The sequence below is a fragment of the Streptococcus sp. SI1 genome (genome assembly GCF_030439945.1).
In the GTDB taxonomy this organism is placed as follows: domain Bacteria; phylum Bacillota; class Bacilli; order Lactobacillales; family Streptococcaceae; genus Streptococcus; species Streptococcus intermedius.
In genome coordinates this window covers 1-17,428 of sequence record NZ_JAQFJE010000006.1, presented here as the reverse complement: position 1 = coordinate 17,428, position 17,428 = coordinate 1, and the positions used below count along the sequence as shown (strand labels likewise).

At 40.1% G+C, this 17,428-nt stretch carries 13 protein-coding genes, 10 tRNA genes and 2 pseudogenes; all 25 read right to left on the bottom strand.

What is annotated here, in order from left to right:
* Positions 1-4: 4 nt before the first annotated feature.
* Positions 5-712 carry a suppressor of fused domain protein gene (locus PCY10_RS07760; protein ID WP_002275346.1) on the bottom strand — a complete coding sequence of 236 codons (708 nt, stop codon included), beginning with the start codon at positions 710-712 and terminating at the stop codon, positions 5-7.
* Positions 713-818: 106 nt separating this feature from the next.
* On the bottom strand, positions 819-1,373 hold the full coding sequence (gene purN, locus PCY10_RS07755; protein ID WP_021002273.1) for a phosphoribosylglycinamide formyltransferase: 555 nt from the start codon (positions 1,371-1,373) through the stop codon (positions 819-821).
* Positions 1,373-2,395, bottom strand: a complete 1,023-nt coding sequence (purM, locus tag PCY10_RS07750; RefSeq protein WP_301558984.1) for a phosphoribosylformylglycinamidine cyclo-ligase — start codon at positions 2,393-2,395, stop codon at positions 1,373-1,375. Before purM ends, purN begins: the two co-directional genes overlap by 1 nt.
* A gap of 248 nt (positions 2,396-2,643) precedes the next feature.
* On the bottom strand, positions 2,644-4,083 hold the full coding sequence (gene purF, locus PCY10_RS07745; protein WP_021002271.1) for an amidophosphoribosyltransferase: 1,440 nt from the start codon (positions 4,081-4,083) through the stop codon (positions 2,644-2,646).
* 25 nt (positions 4,084-4,108) lie between these two features.
* Positions 4,109-4,730: pseudogene (locus PCY10_RS07740) on the bottom strand (DNA alkylation repair protein).
* A gap of 21 nt (positions 4,731-4,751) precedes the next feature.
* On the bottom strand, positions 4,752-8,477 hold the full coding sequence (locus tag PCY10_RS07735) for a phosphoribosylformylglycinamidine synthase (protein ID WP_021002269.1): 3,726 nt from the start codon (positions 8,475-8,477) through the stop codon (positions 4,752-4,754).
* Between the two features lie 9 nt (positions 8,478-8,486).
* The gene (gene purC / locus PCY10_RS07730; RefSeq protein WP_021002268.1) at positions 8,487-9,194 is read right to left on the bottom strand and encodes a phosphoribosylaminoimidazolesuccinocarboxamide synthase; all 708 of its coding nucleotides are present in this window, start codon (positions 9,192-9,194) and stop codon (positions 8,487-8,489) included.
* A 144-nt stretch (positions 9,195-9,338) separates the two neighbouring features.
* Entirely contained in the window at positions 9,339-9,584 is a 246-nt protein-coding gene (locus tag PCY10_RS07725; RefSeq protein WP_301558972.1) for an acyl carrier protein, read from the bottom strand.
* Positions 9,581-10,579, bottom strand: a complete 999-nt coding sequence (plsX, locus tag PCY10_RS07720) for a phosphate acyltransferase PlsX (protein ID WP_301558971.1) — start codon at positions 10,577-10,579, stop codon at positions 9,581-9,583. Before plsX ends, PCY10_RS07725 begins: the two co-directional genes overlap by 4 nt.
* Positions 10,576-11,349 carry a DNA repair protein RecO gene (gene recO, locus PCY10_RS07715; protein WP_009567705.1) on the bottom strand — a complete coding sequence of 258 codons (774 nt, stop codon included), beginning with the start codon at positions 11,347-11,349 and terminating at the stop codon, positions 10,576-10,578. Before recO ends, plsX begins: the two co-directional genes overlap by 4 nt.
* Positions 11,327-12,514, bottom strand: a pseudogene (locus tag PCY10_RS07710) (pyridoxal phosphate-dependent aminotransferase). Before PCY10_RS07710 ends, recO begins: the two are co-directional and overlap by 23 nt.
* Before the next feature lie 163 nt (positions 12,515-12,677).
* Entirely contained in the window at positions 12,678-13,646 is a 969-nt protein-coding gene (locus tag PCY10_RS07705; protein ID WP_003075138.1) for a ribose-phosphate diphosphokinase, read from the bottom strand.
* Between the two features lie 133 nt (positions 13,647-13,779).
* Positions 13,780-14,961, bottom strand: coding sequence for a peptidoglycan hydrolase PcsB (gene pcsB / locus PCY10_RS07700; RefSeq protein WP_003077627.1), 1,182 nt, complete (start codon positions 14,959-14,961; stop codon positions 13,780-13,782).
* Positions 14,962-15,070: 109 nt separating this feature from the next.
* Positions 15,071-15,571, bottom strand: a complete 501-nt coding sequence (gene mreD / locus PCY10_RS07695; RefSeq protein ID WP_003075140.1) for a rod shape-determining protein MreD — start codon at positions 15,569-15,571, stop codon at positions 15,071-15,073.
* Between the two features lies 1 nt (position 15,572).
* A complete protein-coding gene (gene mreC / locus PCY10_RS07690) occupies positions 15,573-16,379 on the bottom strand; it encodes a rod shape-determining protein MreC (protein ID WP_021002267.1) in 807 nt (268 codons plus the stop codon).
* Positions 16,380-16,460: 81 nt separating this feature from the next.
* Positions 16,461-16,548: transfer RNA gene (locus tag PCY10_RS07685), tRNA-Ser, on the bottom strand.
* A gap of 10 nt (positions 16,549-16,558) precedes the next feature.
* A tRNA-Ile gene (locus PCY10_RS07680) sits at positions 16,559-16,632 on the bottom strand.
* 35 nt (positions 16,633-16,667) lie between these two features.
* Positions 16,668-16,738: transfer RNA gene (locus PCY10_RS07675), tRNA-Gly, on the bottom strand.
* A 17-nt stretch (positions 16,739-16,755) separates the two neighbouring features.
* Positions 16,756-16,828, bottom strand: a tRNA-Phe gene (locus tag PCY10_RS07670).
* Between the two features lie 6 nt (positions 16,829-16,834).
* A tRNA-Met gene (locus PCY10_RS07665) sits at positions 16,835-16,908 on the bottom strand.
* 12 nt (positions 16,909-16,920) lie between these two features.
* A tRNA-Ser gene (locus PCY10_RS07660) sits at positions 16,921-17,010 on the bottom strand.
* Positions 17,011-17,024: 14 nt separating this feature from the next.
* Positions 17,025-17,098: transfer RNA gene (locus PCY10_RS07655), tRNA-Ile, on the bottom strand.
* Positions 17,099-17,111: 13 nt separating this feature from the next.
* Positions 17,112-17,185: transfer RNA gene (locus PCY10_RS07650), tRNA-Met, on the bottom strand.
* Positions 17,186-17,191: 6 nt separating this feature from the next.
* A tRNA-Pro gene (locus tag PCY10_RS07645) sits at positions 17,192-17,265 on the bottom strand.
* A 38-nt stretch (positions 17,266-17,303) separates the two neighbouring features.
* Positions 17,304-17,377: transfer RNA gene (locus PCY10_RS07640), tRNA-Arg, on the bottom strand.
* Between the last annotated feature and the right edge of the window lie 51 nt (positions 17,378-17,428).

Below are 17,428 nucleotides of genomic sequence, written 5' to 3'. Positions count from 1 at the left end.
TTATCTAAACTAAAGACTGGCGATTATAGTCTGTAATCTGATTTCCAAGCTCTTGCAACAATTTCCTTACCTCAAGCTTACTTGTTTCACTTTCATAAACACTTCGCAGTTCTGCATCTGTCGCACCAATCAGAGTGACAAATTCTACTTTTCCATGAGGAGTATCTAGAGGCTTAGCTAGATTGTCACTAGCGGTCAGAAAACCTGTCAGTTTAGATTTCTGCTGGATATCGATTCCTACCGTTTGCTTCATATAAATATATTCTTCTGGTAAAACTACTTTACCTGTTTTAAAAATATATCTTGCAACATACTGCAATAAACCACAGCCATTTTTGATTTCTTCTTCGTCATTAGTAGATTTCTTTAACTTAAAAGTCAATTCAATCCCATAACCACTGTATTCTGAGTCGGTGCTTTCTTTTGTATATAACTCCGACAAGCCATAGCTGACAAAATGCCAAAAATCTCCCGCATCGTAGACACTTATACCGTCAAGCGGATCTGGACCCCCAAACATATACTTGACAACCGTCCCATAATGAAGAGGATTGGGCTGATCAGGATATAAACGATCAAATTCTGCATCAATCGCTTCCCATCCTGGAGCGCTATCATCTATATCTTCAGATTTAACAACAGTCTTATCTCCATCTTCAATTGGTGTCTCTTCACTGGAAGATTTCTTCTTAAAAAAATCAAATAGACCCATAAAGTTCTCCTTAGCTAACGCCCCTACTCATGATTTACCAACCCTGATAGAGATAGTTTATGAACAGGCCTTTACCTTTACCATAAAATCATCTCTCACTACCTTCTTATCTTCTCTCGACCCCTAAACTCTCCAGCACTTGAGGATAGAGCTGATACTCGGCAGCATGGATGCGTTCTTCAAAACTTTCAATCGTGTCATGAACTAGCCGTGGGACACGGACTTGTTTAATGACCTTGCCAGTATCCACACCTGAGTCCACCCAGTGAATGGTCACTCCGCTCTCAGTGACACCGGCATTCCATGCATCTTCGATACCATGAGCACCTGGAAATTCTGGCAAATAGGCTGGATGGATATTGATAATGCGACCTTGATAGGCAGCCAGCAAGGTTGGGCCAACAATTTTCATGTAACCAGCTAGGCAAACAAGATCAATAGCATATTTTTCCAAGAGGTCAATGATAGCCTGCTCATAAGCAATTTTATTGTCAAATTCCTTGAGTTCAAAGGCGTAACTTTTGATACCGAGATTTTTAGCACGCTCCAAGACATAGGCATCACGATGGTCAGAAAAAACAAATTCTACTGGGAATTGCTCGCCGATGATCTGAAAATTTGACCCATTACCGGAAGCGAAAACAGCAATTTTTTTGCTCATTATTTGATCACCACACTTGCGTCAGCTTTTTTCACGATACGCCCAAGCTCATAAACAGGCTCATCAAGGACTTCCTTGACACGGTCAACCTTTTCAGGACTGACAGCCAGCATGAGCCCGATACCCATGTTGAAGATTTCAAACATTTCGTCGTGCTTCAGCTCACCATATTTTTCAAGCGCCTTGAAGATTGGCAGAACTGGCACCTTGTCTTCTTCGATTTCGGCTGCCAAATCGTCCCGAAACATACGTGGGACATTTTCGATAAAGCCGCCACCTGTGATGTGGGCAATACCGTTGACTAATTCTTCCTTAATCAATGGCAGAGCTGCTTTGACATAGATACGAGTAGGTTCAAGTAAGACATCTTTGAGTTTTTTACCTTCCAATTCTGGCAGTTCTTCCTCACCAGTATAGTCTGCAAAGACACGGCGGACAAGCGAATAACCGTTTGAATGGATACCGCTGGAAGCCAATCCCAGTAGCACATCTCCTTCTTTGACTTTTGAGCCGTCGATGATTTGTGATTTTTCAGCCACACCGACCGCAAAACCGGCCAAGTCGTAATCGTCTTTGCCATACATACCAGGCATTTCAGCTGTTTCGCCACCAATCAGACCAGCACCAGCTTGGACACATCCTTCAGCCACACCAGCAACTACCTGCTCCAGTTTAGCAGGTCCATTCTTACCCGTTGCAATGTAGTCTAGGAAATAAAGAGGTTCAGCACCCGCAGCAATGATGTCGTTGACACACATAGCCACACAGTCCTGACCAATGGTATCGTGTTTGTCGTACTTGATAGCCAGTATGAGCTTGGTTCCGACACCGTCCGTTCCTGAAATCAAGACAGGCTCTTTGACGTCCAGCTGGGACAAATCAAACATCCCACCGAAGCCACCAAGAGCTCCTAGAACACCTAGACGCTCCGTACGCGCCACGTGTTTCTTAATTCGAGCAACAACCTCGTATCCCGCCTCAACGTCAACACCAGATTGAGCGTAAGCATTTTTTGTCATAATAATTTTCCTTCTCTTTTTTGTCAAAAAACTATATTGAAGATTGCGACGTTTTTTCAGTCAAACCATAATTTTGACTGAAAAAGCTAGTCAGGTCTTTAGCTTTGGCCCCATAGGACAAAGCGTCCACTGACAAATGCTTTAGCCTTTAGTCAGTGGTAAGACGTGGAGCGTAAGCATTTTTTTCTGTCATAATATTTTTCCTTCTTTTTTCCTTTGGAAATAGCAGAGCTGCTATTGAGTTCGGTCTATCAATAAAAACTAACCTTCTCATCCAAGCTTCTACGATAATCTTTCTCGTAATCGTAAATCGGTGTTGGGTACTTGCCATCAAAGTAAGCAACACAGAGACCGCCGTTTGGGGCATTTGTTTCAAGTCCGATAGAGTCAATCAAGCCGTCAATAGACAAGTAAGTTAAGCTATCCGCACCGATAATCTGGCGTGTTTCTTCAACAGAATGATTAGCCGCAATCAATTCACGTCGTGTTTGAATATCAATTCCATAGAAACATGGATATTTTAGAGGTGGGCTAGCAATTGCCACGTGAACTTCTGTAGCTCCAGCTTCTTTCAAGAGCTGAACGATACGACGTGAAGTTGTCCCACGCACGATGGAGTCATCAATCATGACGACACGTTTGCCTTTAACCACTCCAGATACGGCAGAAAGTTTCATGCGAACCCCTTGCTCACGCAGTTCTTGCGTCGGCTGGATAAAGGTTCGTTGGGTGTATTGATTTTTGATGAGACCCATTTCATTTGGCAGTCCTGATTCTTCGGCGAAGCCCATAGCTGCGCTGAGTGAGGAATTAGGTACACCGACCACAATGTCTGCCTCATGTTTGAACTCACGCGCCAGCTGTGCTCCCATACGTTTACGAGCAGTGTGGACATTGACCCCGTGAATATTTGAGTCAGGACGGGCAAAGTAGATGTATTCCATTGAACAAATAGCCAGCTGCGTATCTGTCGTGTAAGTGTCGTACTGGATACCACTGTTATCAATGATAACCACTTCACCCGGCTTGACATCACGAATCCACTCGGCACCCACCACTTCAAAGGCACAGGTTTCGCTGGAAACAACGATGGCACCATTTGCCATTTTACCAATAGAAAGCGGACGAAAACCGTTTGGATCAAGAGCTGCAATCAGCTTATCTTCCATCATCAGAAGATAGGCAAAACCACCTTTGACCGTATTGAGCGCTTCCTTAACCTTACCCATAAAGCTTGGATTATGGCTGCGGCGAATAAGATGAGCCAGAATTTCCGTATCAGATGAAGAAGAGAAGATAGCGCCGTTATGTTCTAATTCTTTCTTCAGGGTTTTCGTATTAGTCAGGTTACCGTTATGTGCCAGACCAAATTCCATATCGTAAAACTTGAAATGGAAAGGCTGGATATTATCAATGGAGGCTTCTCCAGCCGTTGCATAACGGACATGCCCAATAGCAGCCTGACCTGTTAATTTTTCCAAATTAGCTGGATTTTTGAAAACTTCTGAAATTAATCCTGTATCACGATGTCGTATCAATTTGCCAGCATCATTTGTCAGAATGCCAGCACCTTCTTGACCACGGTGTTGCAGACTATGCAATCCAAAATAAGTGACTTGAGCTGCTTGAGGATGTCCCCAGATACCGAAGACCCCACATTCTTCGTTGAGAGATTTTACTTCGTATGTCATTTTATATACCTTTTGTACTTAAATTCTAGGCATCAATAAATTTACTTGCCAATTTATAAACTTGGTTAATTTCTTTACTTTCTAATTTCCAATTTTTCAACTCAATTTTAACTAAATCTGGAAATTTTTTGCTAATATCTCTTAAAGCATTCCCTACTGATTTCCTAACATATTCGCTTACATCCTCTTTTAAGTCAGCTATTCTTCTGATAGCTTCATTAGGGTTCTCTTTAAAGTATGGTCTATTTGTCCATATTCTTAACCCTTCTGTAACAGCTCTCCTCGTTATGGAGATTGCTACCTTTTAACCATTCATCAATAATTGGAAGTGCTTTTTTATATCCTATTTTCTTACAAAATTCATCAAACGCCTTTGCTAACACTTCTTGAACTCTCCAGTCATTATCTTTAGAAACTTCATCTCTCATGAATATTAAAATTTCTTTATCTTTTGATAAGTATCCGAAAAGGAATACAGCGTACATTCTTACTTGGTAAACATCAGATTGATAAGCTAAAAATGCTAATTTCTTGATATACTCACCATCATTGGATTTATAATCAGTTAAGGCTCTTTGTTCTTCCTCTTTAAATCCGTGTTCTATGAGTGAAAAATCTTTTTCTAGCCTTGCAACATACTGTTTCATAATATCCCTTCTACAAATAGGCTATTTCCCAGTAAAGTATTTCACTGCACTTTCAAATAGGCCTTGATCTTTGTTACCTGGGATGTTTTGAAAGAGCCCGTTTTCATAGCGTTCCGAGTGTCCCATCTTACCAATGATTTGACCGTTCTTGCTCGTAATCCCTTCAATAGCGTTGAGCGAACCGTTTGGATTGTATTTAGAATCCATAGAAGGCTTACCATCAAAGTCCACGTATTGGCTCCAGATTTGACCATTGTCGCACAGTTCCGCAAATTCTTCAGCTGTCACGACAAATTTCCCTTCACCGTGAGAGACTGGAATCGCATGAATATCACCGACCTTAACACCTGCCAACCATGGAGAGTTGGTATTAGTGATACGGGTTTCCACCATCTTAGCCACATGCTGATTGGCATCATTGTAGAAGAGGGTTGGGCTTGTCTCACCAACTTCTTCAAAGTCACCATAAGGCAGAAGACCGGATTTGACAAGAGCTTGAAACCCATTACAGATACCGATGATGAGGCCACCCCTTTCAATGAAGCTGTCAATAGCAGAGCGAACTTTTTCATTAAGTAAGATATTGACGATAAACTTAGCCGAACCGTCTGGCTCATCTGCCGCTGAGAAGCCGCCGACAAAGAAGATAATATTGGCTTTAACAATGTTGTCAACCATGGTGTCAACAGAAGCCTCAATCGCTGCTTCATTAAGAGTCACAAATGGCACTGAGTTGACTTTGGCACCAGCTTGTTCAAAGGCCTTAGCTGAATCGTACTCTGAATTGGAACCAGGGAAAACTGGGATATAAACCAGAGGCTGTGCAATTCTTTCTTTAGCTTTAATAACAGCATCAGATACCACAGCAGGTATTTCTTCAAGAGCTGTTGACTGTTCAAATTCGGTTGGGTAAACCTCCTCTAACCTGCCCTCAAAAGCTGCAAGTAATTTCGCAGCAGACAGGTTGACACCATTGACAGTTACTGTAAAGTCTGCCACAGTTTGACCAATTTTCACTGCGTCAGCAATGGCTTCATCAGATGTAAAGACGAAACCACCAAGCTGCGATGTCAAGCTGCTGTCAAGCTCAGCTATTTCTACAGTTGCACCAATACGGTTACCAAAGCTCATAAGTGCTAAACTTTCAAGAACACCGCCGTATTTAATAGCTGAAGCTGCTGTTACTTTATGCTTAGCTTGAATGGCTTCAAATTGTGCAAAGTTATCTTTGATTAAGTCAAAATCAATATCTTCTGAAATAGCCTGTCCTGGGATGTAGTAAATGTTCTCACCAACAGTCTTGAATTCTGGTGAAAGAACCTGACGACTATCTACTGTTGTCACACCAAAGGCAACCAAGGTTGGCGGTACCGTCAATTCTTCAAAGGTCCCTGACATAGAGTCCTTACCACCGATTGATGGCAAACCAAGTTGGATTTGTGCCTCGATCGAACCAAGCAGAGCAGCTACTGGCTGACCAAAGCGATCCGCTTGTTTATCCATGCGTTCAAAGTATTCTTGGTAAGAGAAACGCGCACGAGACCAATCAGCACCTGTCGCTACCAAGCGAGCTGTTGCTTCAATAACAGCGTAAGCTGCACCATGATAAGGTGACCACTCCGCAATATAAGGATTGAATCCCTGTGCCATGACAGAAGCTGTTGTTGTGACACCATTTTGTACTGGCAATTTTTGCACAGAGCTTTCAGTAGGCGTAATTTGATAACGACCGCCGATTGGATGATTAACTGTTGAACGCCCAACCGAGCTGTCAAAGATAGTTTGCAACCCTTTTTGACTAGCGTGGTTAAGATCAGACAGAACTTTCACTGTGTCTGCTTCAAGTGTTGCTGCTGATGTTGTACGCACCTCAGGAAGGGCAACATCCTTATCCACAACGTTTGCATCAACAACCACACGCACACCATTGGTATCAAGGAAAGCACGTTCCAAGTCAACGATGGTTTCACCCTTCCAAGTCATGACAAGGTTTGGTTTTTCAGTAACAGTCGCGACAACAACTGCATCAATGTTCTCTTTATGACATGCTGCAATAAAGGCGTCCACATCACTTGGACGAACAACAACAGACATGCGTTCTTGTGACTCAGAAATGGCAATTTCGGTACCGTTAAGACCTTGGTATTTTAGTGGGACTTTGTCCAAGTCAATTTCAAGACCATCTGCCAATTCACCAATAGCCACACAGACGCCGCCAGCACCAAAGTCATTTGATTTCTTGATGAGACGAGTGACATTGCCATTGCGGAAAAGACGTTGAATCTTACGTTCTTCAATAGCATTCCCTTTTTGCACTTCGGCACCTGCTGCCTCAACCGATTCAACCGTTTGAACCTTAGATGAGCCTGTAGCACCACCGACACCGTCACGTCCTGTTTTTCCACCAAGAAGGATGACCACATCACCAGCTTCTGGTTTTTCACGCACGACATTTTCTTTTGGTGCTGCACCGACAACAGCACCTAGCTCCATACGCTTAGCAACGAAGCCTGGATGGAAGTACTCTTTGACATAGGTAGTCGCAAGTCCTATTTGGTTCCCGTATGACGAATAGCCGTGCGCCGCCGTTTTAGAGATGACTTGTTGTGGCAATTTACCAGCGCGTGTTTCTGCTATTGGTGCGGTAATATCACCTGCACCTGATATACGCATAGCTTGGTAAACATAAGAACGACCTGACAATGGGTCACGAATAGCACCACCAATACAAGTTGCAGCTCCACCGAAAGGTTCAATTTCCGTTGGGTGATTGTGGGTTTCATTTTTGAACATGAGCAGCCAAGGTTCTTTGATGCCATCTACATCTACCTCAATTTCAACCGAGCAGGCATTGATTTCGTCCGACACTTCCATGTCGTTCAAACGACCGTTAGCACGCTCATAACGACCAAAGATTGTCGCCATATCCATAAGCGTCTGTGGCTTTTCAGAACGTCCCAATTCGTCACGCATGGCAATATATTTATCATAAGTTGCCTGCAATTGTTTTTGGAACTTAGAAGCTGAAAAGTTAATATTTTTCAATTCTGTCTCAAAAGTCGTGTGACGGCAATGGTCAGACCAGTAGGTATCCAAAACTTTCAATTCCGTTTCTGTTGGCACACGCCCAATTGATTTAAAATAATCTTGAATAAAAACAAGATCATCCACTTCTATAGCCAAACCTTGTTCCGCCTTGTAAGCCGCAAAATCTTCGGCTGTATAAGTCTTGAAGAAATCCAAATTTGGAATTGTTTTGTCAGAATTTGAAAATTCCTGTGGACGAATAGGCAAGGTGATATCTTTGAAACGCGAATCAACTGGATTCAAAAGATAATGCTTCACCGCTTCCAACTCAGATGCATCAATATCCTTATTAACCAGATAAAGCTGGGCAGTATTAACCGTTACGTTGCTGTCACTACCAAGTAAGAGCAAAGCTTCTTGTGAACTTGCTGCCCGCTGGTCAAACTGACCCGGCAAAGCTTCAATAGCAAAAAAAGCATGGTTGTTAAGATCCGCCTGCACAGTTGCTTCATCTAAAATTGTATCTGTCACCTGCTCAGAAAAGACATGCTTTTGCGCACGCGCAAACAGGCTTTCTTCTAAATTAAAGATATCATAAACCTGCACAATACGTAAAATTTTTAAGGAGGTTAACTGCAAATTATGTGTTAGTTCTTTGACCAGTGACTCCGATTTAATGCTAAAGTTAGCTTTTTTCTCAACAAAAATACGTCTATCCATGTTCAATCCTTACTTAAGTTCTTGCAATTTTTCCCATACCACTTCGTAAACATCCGTTAATTCTCCTAACCCTCTTCGGAAGACATCTTTGTCCATGTGATGTCCTTGCGCATCCCAAAGACGACAGTTATCTGGTGAAAACTCATCTGCTAGGATAATTTTACCATCTTTATCAAAACCGAATTCCAATTTAAAATCAATTAATTTAAGTCCGATTTGATGGAACCAATCTGACAAGAGTTTGTTTATCCTACGTGTTTCAGCTTTAATATAGGCAATATCTTCATCGTTAGCAAGCTTTAAAAATTTCACATGTTCATCATTAATAAAAGGATCATCCAAATCATCATTTTTATAGTAAAATTCAACAATTGGCTTCTCCAACTGAATACCTTCCTTAACGCCAAAACGTTTGGAAAAAGAGCCTGCTGTCACATTACGCAAAACAACTTCAAGCGGAATAATCTTAACTTTTTTATTCAATTGTTCTGTTTCTGAAATCTTTTTAATAAAATGCGTTGCAACCCCAGCTGCATTTAATTTTTCAAAAATGAAAGACGAAATCTGATTATTAAGCTGCCCCTTACCTGCGATTTGTTCTTTTTTCACTCCGTTAAGAGCTGTCGCTTGGTCTTTATATTGTGCAATAATCACATTTTCGTCTTCTATCGAAAATAAATTTTTCGCTTTTCCCGAATATAATAAAATATTATCCACTTTAATATTCGCCTTTCGTATTTTTCTAGCTTAATTCTATCATAATAAAAATCTATTTTCAAGAAAATGTCGTACAATAACAAAAAACAACTGTTTTCCAGTTGTTTTTTAAATTTATCTCTCATATAGATAAGCTATTCACTCTTATGATTTATTCGAGCCTTTCTGCACGCAAGCAACAACGTCTCTCACATTATTCAGCTCGTCTATTTCTTCATCTGAAATTTCAACACCAAATTCATCCTCCACAGTTAGTATAAATTCCATCAAATCAACAGAATCCGCTTTTAAATCATCTTTCAAACTAAGTGTTTGAGAAACTTGAAATTCTTTACCACGACTTTCTTGAATAATTTCTACAATTCTCTCGTAAATCTTTTGTTCTGTCATTTTGCCTCTCCTGAAAATTCTTTTACTGCCTTTCCAATAACATCTGTTTCCAACATAATCCGAATCTGACGAATCGTGCTGTAAACGGCTTTTGCATCACTCGCCCCATGTGTTTTAACAACAGGTGCCTGCACTCCAAATAAAACTGCACCACCTACATCAGAATAATTTAAATTACCCTTCAACGATTTTAGACTATCTTTCAACAATGCTGCGCCTAGTTTTGCTTTCCAGCCTCCATTTACAATCGATTTTTTAAGCTGGCTCATAATTCCCATAGCTGTACCCTCCATGGCTTTCAACACGGCATTACCTGTAAAACCATCTGCTACAACCACATCTGCTACATGATCCATTAAATCACGCGCTTCCACATTTCCAATAAAATTCAATGAGTCATCTGACACTAACAAATCATACACTTCCTTACGAAGCGGATCACCCTTGCTCGCCTCTGTTCCATTGTTTAAAAGCCCTACCCGCGGCTTCTTAATTCCACGTACATTTTCAGCATAAAATGACCCTAAAATAGCATACTGATGCAAATGATGAGCCGTATTTTCTGCATTAGCTCCCAAGTCCAACATATCAAATCCTTTTCCATCTGTCGTTGGTAATGTGGACATCAAACCCGGACGGTCAATATTCCTGATACGACCGACGATGAAGAATCCAGCAGCCAAAAGCGCTCCAGTATTCCCCGCAGAAAGAACAGCATCAGCTTCTCCAGTCTTTACCGCTTTGGCCGCTAACACCATACTGGCATTTTTCTTCTTACGAATAGCTTTAGTCGGCTCATCATCTGAATTGATTTTTTCATCTGTATGAACAATACGAACCCGCTCAGTTGCCGTTAGATACTGCTTGATTTTTGCTTCATCTCCATAAAGGATAACTTCAACATCCGAAAAATCATTCAGGGCTTGATTAACCCCCTCTACAATAGATTGTGGGGCATAATCACCACCCATGGCATCAATTGCTATTTTTTTCATTCCGACTCCTTGTTCTTTAAGATTTCTCCCCAGTCTTCCAGAGAATCAATAAATTTTTTGGATTTTAGATGAATCCCAACATATTCTTCATAAATTTGATCAATTACTTTTCGCAATTGATATTTTAATTCAGAATTTAACGAAATTGTTTTCAGGTCATTAAATTGAACTGCTTGAAATTGGTCTAATAAATAAAGAATATTGGGTTCCAAATGACTCCGTCGCTCATCTTTGCTATAATGTTCTGGACATAAAACGCCATTATAGGTAAAAGAAAAATCAAACGGTAGCCCTATTCGGTGGCAAAAACAACACTCATGAAAATTCAAAGAAACGCCAAAACGCGACAAAATTTGAATTTCAAAAATATTGGTCAGCACTTCGTAATCCAAACCTTGCTCCATCAATTCTAACATTTTTTGCAAAAAAGCAAAGAGAGCAGAGTCTATTTCGTTATCCTGAATACTAGCATCCGCTAGAGCTACCACATAAGTCGCATAAGCCATTGTAAAAAGATCATGGTTGATATGCTGGAAAACGGTAACCTCTTGATAATCATCAATATAGCTCAAACCGTCATCATTTACCTTCATCAAAAAATTAGCGACTACTAAAGGTTGAATAACTGGACTTAACTTAGAATTTCTAACGTGTTTCACGAAAAACATCCTCTTGCCAGCTTGTTCTGTGAAAATTTTAACTAGCTTATCATCTTCACGAAAATTACGGTTATAGAGAACCAAACCTTTACTTGTGATGGATTTCAGCATACTCCTCCATATATTCCTTAAGCCGCTTCATTGCTTCCTTTATCGTGTCCATGCTAGCCGCATAAGAAAGCCGTACATAACCTTCTCCATACCGCCCAAAAGCAGCCCCAGGAATAAACGCAACTGCTTTTTTATATGCAAAATCCTTTAAAAAAGCAAAAGAATCTTGATTGTAGCCAGCTGGAATTTTTGCAAAAATGTAAAATGCACCATTAGGTCTAATAATCTTAAAACCAAGCTCTGTCATTTTTTCCAGAATATAATCACGTCGCTCAATATATTCCCTTTTCATTGGCTCTGCATCATCTTTACCTGCTCTCAATGCCTCTACCCCTGCAAATTGAGCCATCGTATTTGCAGCTGTCACCAAATATTGATGACTCTTAATCAATTGCGCCGTAAAAACAGCCGGAGCAAAGATGAAACCCAGACGCCAGCCTGTCATCGCATGTGACTTAGATAAACCGTTGATCACAATAGTCTGATTAGGTAAAAATTCTGCAATAGATACATGAGGCTGTTTGGTATACGTCAACTCAGAATACACTTCATCACAAACAACAAAAATGTCATACTTTTTCAATACATCAGCTAGAGCTGCTATTTGTTCGCGTGAATAAGCGACTCCTGTTGGATTAGCTGGATAATTCAAAATCACTGCTTTAAGCTTATCTCCCTGCTCCAAAATTGCTTTTTCCAACATTTCAGGTGTTAAAACAAAATCATTTTCTGTCGTATCAATCTCAACAACTTCTGCCCCAATAAGATTGACAATCGGCTCATATCCTGGATAAGCAGGTGCGGGCAAAAGCACCTTATCTCCTTCTTCTAAGATAGCTGTCAACGTAGCAGACAAAGCTTCAGTTGCCCCAATTGTCACTAAAATTTCTGTTTCAGGATCATAAGAAAGCTTATATTTCTCATTCACAAATTGACTAGCTGCCTGACGCAATGCTAACAACCCACTCATGCCTGTATAATGGCTCTCATTTGCATCAATTGCAGCTTTCGCAGCTTCTTATACATGATCTGGAGTTGTAAAATCAGGTTCTCCTAATGTCAAACGAAGAATTCCAGGAATGCTCGAAATAGATTGATCAAATTGTCGAATCAAAGAAACTTCAATTTTTGCTAAATTCTTGTTAAAACGTTTGGTCAAATCCACATCTTACCTCCAAAATCTAATAGAACTATTATACTATAAAAACTAAGTCATGGCAAAAATATCATAATATTGAGAAAATTTATCACTTATCAATTGATTGAAGCAAAAGAATCACTCCAACTATCAGAGTGATCCCTACCGAGATTTCTTTCTCTTACATTAATTAAAGAGCCGTCAAAGTTTCAAATAAGGGCGAAAGAGGACGTTTTTCATGGATACGTACAATAGCCTCCGCCAATAAATGAGCAATCGAAATTTGCTCTATTTTATCAATTAAACGTTCTTCCGGCAGATAAATTGTATCTAACACGACTAATTTTTTAATAGCCGATTTTTGAATATTCTGCATAGCAGGCCCTGAAAGTACTGGGTGAGTACAACTCGCATAAACCTCTACGGCACCTGCTTCAGCAAGCGCATCAGCAGCATGACAAATTGTTCCTGCTGTATCAATCATGTCGTCAATTAAAATACACGTTTTTCCTTCTACTTTACCGATGATATTCATCACTTCACTCGTATTCATCTTATCTACACTACGACGCTTATCAATAATAGCAATCGGTGTTTTCAAAAATTCAGCTAATTTACGAGCACGCGTCACCCCACCATGGTCAGGACTGACAACCACATAATCGCTGCCTGTCATCCCACGGCGTTCAAAATAATCTGCAATGAGAGGAGCACCCATGAGATGGTCTACTGGAATATCAAAAAATCCTTGAATTTGTGCTGCATGTAAATCAATTGTCAACAAACGATCCACACCAGCTACCTGCAACATATTTGCAACTAATTTTGAAGTGATAGGTTCACGTGCGCGTGCTTTTCTGTCTTGACGAGCATAACCGTAATAAGGCATGACCACATTAATTGACTCAGCACTTGCACGCTTTAAAGCATCCACCATGATTAAAATTTCCATTAAATTGTCATTAACAGGTGAGCTCGTTGACTGCAAGATAAAAACATGTTTTCCACGGATAGATTCTTCAATATTAACTTGAATTTCTCCATCAGAAAATTGACGTACAGTTGACTTCCCAAGATCCATGCCAATCTCTTGAGCAACACGTTTCGCCAATTCCTGATTGGACGAAAGAGCAAAGAGCTTTAAATCAGAAAACGACATGATGTCCTCCAGTATATATTCGTTTCTTTGTAAACCAGTTACAATATTTCTCCAATTAACATTGTAACCCTTTTTAGTTAATTTTTCAATCAAAAATAAAAAACGCAAACCGCGCTTTTTATTTCTTTATTCATTAATTTGGATAGATATAAGTAAATGAACCTTGTCCTGCAGCAGCTGGATTGAACCAACCACGATAGTTTCCAATAGCTTGATGCCCTGCATAGTTTGCTTCAGATACTTGAATACGTGTAGGAGATTCTACAGCTGTTACCACAGCAACGTGTCCATAACCACCATCATTCCATGAAATGATAGCACCAACTTGAGGTGTTGAACCTGTACGGAAACCAGCTGCTGCCGCACTTGCTGCCCATTGAGCACCATTACCCCAATAATCACCAGCCCACGGAGCTAATGTTTTTGCACCCCAAGTACACTGACCAACTGGATAAGTCGAAGCAGATGAATTATAAGTTGGGCGCGAAGTAGAATGAGACACTGTAGGAGCTGAAGAATGATTTAAAGCTTGAACTTGCGCTGTAAATGTTGTATTACCTGACGAAGCTATCGCCTGAGCTTGTGCTGCTTGTTGTGCTTTATAAGATGCTTCTTGTGCTGCTGCCTCTTCTGCTGCTTTTTGTGCTGCTGCCTTTTGAGCTAATAGTGAGTTCTTTTCTCCTTCAGCCGTAGCTTTTTCTGCAGCAAGACTTAACTGAGCCGCCTTTAGTTCAGCTTGCTTAGTAGATAAAGTTTTTGCATCATTTGCCAGTGTTTGTTGATTTGCAATAACAGTATTGATTGCTTCATTATTAGCTACTTGTTTTTCAGAAATAGCTTTTTTATCTTGTTTTTGTTGTTCCAACATTTTATTGTTTGCTGAAACAATTTCATTCATCGCAGAAACACGCGAAATAGCTTCTGTTATAGATTTTGAATTTACAATTGTATTAATATAGCTTGTAGCTGTGCCACTTGTTTGAGCACTACGTGCTTGATTAGCCAATGATTTATTACGCGCTACAATATTTTTAGACAAAGTTTCAATTTCAGCTGATAATTTTGCTGATTCAGCTTGAAGTTTTTCATTTTCAGATTTCAACTTTTCTTGTTGAGATTGAATAGATGAAACTTGGCTTTGAATTTGATCTACTTGAGCTTGAGCTGATTTTTGTTGATCAGTCAAACTGTTAATTTTACTATCTTGTGTAGCAATTTTGTCATCAGTAGAATCTGCATGTACATTTACAAGAGATGCCCCCTGTGTAAGAACCATTGTACTTAATAAGATTGATGTAAGTAATTTTTTCTTCATAAACAATTTTACTCCTATTCGATAAGACATTTATAAGTATAACAAAAAAAGGCGCTGAGTATGTTACGCCTTTATTACATTTCTATTTCCAATTTATCATAAATTTTTATCATAAATATATCTTTTCTAAAATTAGTTGAATCACTAAAAAGAATAGTAAATTTAACACCATCGTTGGTGCAATTGTATAAACAACAAAATCTGCAAAAGACATTCGAGCCAAATGAGTCACAATTGCCAAAGTAAACGTAGCCGCCTCAAAGAAAAATACCAAAATAGCGACTGAGAAAAAACGACTAACTCGATTAGACATCAAAACAGAATTATATTTGCTAACAACAATTCCCATCAATGGCAACAATAATGTCGAAAGGCCGATAATATGAAAATAATAGATATCATACAATAGGCCAATTAACAATAAAATAATAAAATTGGTATTTTCTGAAAGATTTATAGAAATGTATAACACAAAAATAAGTAAAAGATGACTTAGTAAGTGAATATCAGTTGAAAAAAGAGTAGTTAAAAGATTTGAAAGATGACCATCTACTAACATAACAACAAATAAAACCCCAAAAGGTAAAATGTAGTCCTTAAAAAATTTCATATTAACTTCCTACCAATGTCACCACACGAATATCTGTTAAATCTGCACTCGGTTTTACAAATACTTCTTTTGTCAAATGGTCAGATTTTTCAGTAACAGAAAGGACTGTCCCAACTGGAATGTTGGGAATGTTGTACGTTCCTAAGCCACTAGTCACAACTTTCGCACCTTCTTTAATTATGTCTGAGCTATTTAACTGGCTGATAATGAATGCAGTTTTTTCTTTACTGTAGCCAATAATCACCCCATAAATAGTGCCTGTATCTGTTTGAATTCTTACTGAAATATTATCAATATTTTTATTATTTGTTAATAGATTTACTCGACTAGAATGAGAAGCAACATCTTTCACACTACCTATCAAACCACCATTTGCTACTGCTAGCATTGTATTTTGAACTCCGTTTTGATGCCCAGCATTGACAGTTAATTCAGCCAACCAAGAAACAGGTATACGCGAGACAACATCAGCTGAAACTTTCTTTTTGGACTCATAGAGATTCTTCATTTCTAATAGTTGCCTTAATTGACTATTTTCATCTTTTAATGAATCTGAAGCAGCCAATTCTTCTTCCATTTTGAATAAAGCTTTTTTTAATTGCTTATTTTCCTTATAGGTCCTTGTTAAATCAGTTAAATCTGATTTAACACCTGCTAAAAAATTAAATGGTTTTGAAACAATATTATCCAAAACAGACACAACATTAGAAGCTTTATTCACCACACCTAAAGAACGAGTTGAGACCAGAAGTACAGAAGTTACTATTATCAAAATAGTAGCCATAACAACAAATTTGGATTTTTTCATACGATTCACTTTACTCCATAATGGCAGACAAAATCAATAGACAAGAGAAAAGGAGATAGCTATCGCTACACTCCTTAAATACGGAGAATGGGGGATTCGAACCCCCGCGCCAGTTACCCGACCTAACGATTTAGCAAACCGTCCTCTTCAGCCTCTTGAGTAATTCTCCAAAAATATGATGGGCACGAGTGGACTCGAACCACCGACCTCACGCTTATCAGGCGTGCGCTCTAACCACCTGAGCTACGCGCCCAAGTTCAAAAACTTGGTATGAACACCTCTGTTCAAAGCGGGTGACGAGAATCGAACTCGCGACAACAGCTTGGAAGGCTGTAGTTTTACCACTAAACTACACCCGCTTAATCAATCAAACAAATGGCGCGAGACGGAATCGAACCGCCGACACATGGAGCTTCAATCCATTGCTCTACCAACTGAGCTACCGAGCCAACCTATTGCGGGAGCAGGATTTGAACCTACGACCTTCGGGTTATGAGCCCGACGAGCTACCTAGCTGCTCCATCCCGCGCTATTCCTACTAAGGAGGATGTGGGATTCGAACCCACGCACGCTTTTACACGCCTGACGGTTTTCAAGACCGTTCCCTTCAGCCGGACTTGGGTAATCCTCCACAATACAACAAAATGGACCTTGTAGGACTTGAACCTACGACCACTCGGTTATGAGCCGAGAGCTCTAACCAGCTGAGCTAAAGGTCCAACAAGATCAATATAGCGGCGAAGGGGATCGAACCCCCGACCTCCCGGGTATGAACCGGACGCTCTAGCCAGCTGAGCTACACCGCCATAGGATCGGGAAGACAGGATTCGAACCTGCGACACCTTGGTCCCAAACCAAGTACTCTACCAAGCTGAGCTACTTCCCGTATAGGTAGAAAAACGAAGCCCTCTGACTTCTTCCCTATGCACCCTAGAGGAGTCGAACCTCTAACCGCCTGATTCGTAGTCAGGTACTCTATCCAGTTGAGCTAAGGGTGCTCTCTATTCCTATGCCGAGGACCGGAATCGAACCGGTACGATTGTTTCCAA

Bases quoted from the DNA above. Each gene is read 5' to 3' on its own strand.
- mreC (WP_021002267.1), bottom strand. From the start codon at position 16,379: ATGAAAAAATCCAAATTTGTTGTTATGGCTACTATTTTGATAATAGTA.
- PCY10_RS07760 (WP_002275346.1), bottom strand. From the start codon at position 712: ATGGGTCTATTTGATTTTTTTAAGAAGAAATCTTCCAGTGAAGAGACA.
- PCY10_RS07705 (WP_003075138.1), bottom strand. From the start codon at position 13,646: ATGTCGTTTTCTGATTTAAAGCTCTTTGCTCTTTCGTCCAATCAGGAA.
- pcsB (WP_003077627.1), bottom strand. From the start codon at position 14,961: ATGAAGAAAAAATTACTTACATCAATCTTATTAAGTACAATGGTTCTT.
- recO (WP_009567705.1), bottom strand. From the start codon at position 11,349: ATGCTGAAATCCATCACAAGTAAAGGTTTGGTTCTCTATAACCGTAAT.
- PCY10_RS07725 (WP_301558972.1), bottom strand. From the start codon at position 9,584: ATGACAGAACAAAAGATTTACGAGAGAATTGTAGAAATTATTCAAGAA.
- plsX (WP_301558971.1), bottom strand. From the start codon at position 10,579: ATGAAAAAAATAGCAATTGATGCCATGGGTGGTGATTATGCCCCACAA.
- mreD (WP_003075140.1), bottom strand. From the start codon at position 15,571: ATGAAATTTTTTAAGGACTACATTTTACCTTTTGGGGTTTTATTTGTT.
- PCY10_RS07735 (WP_021002269.1), bottom strand. From the start codon at position 8,477: ATGGATAGACGTATTTTTGTTGAGAAAAAAGCTAACTTTAGCATTAAA.
- purF (WP_021002271.1), bottom strand. From the start codon at position 4,083: ATGACATACGAAGTAAAATCTCTCAACGAAGAATGTGGGGTCTTCGGT.
- purN (WP_021002273.1), bottom strand. From the start codon at position 1,373: ATGAGCAAAAAAATTGCTGTTTTCGCTTCCGGTAATGGGTCAAATTTT.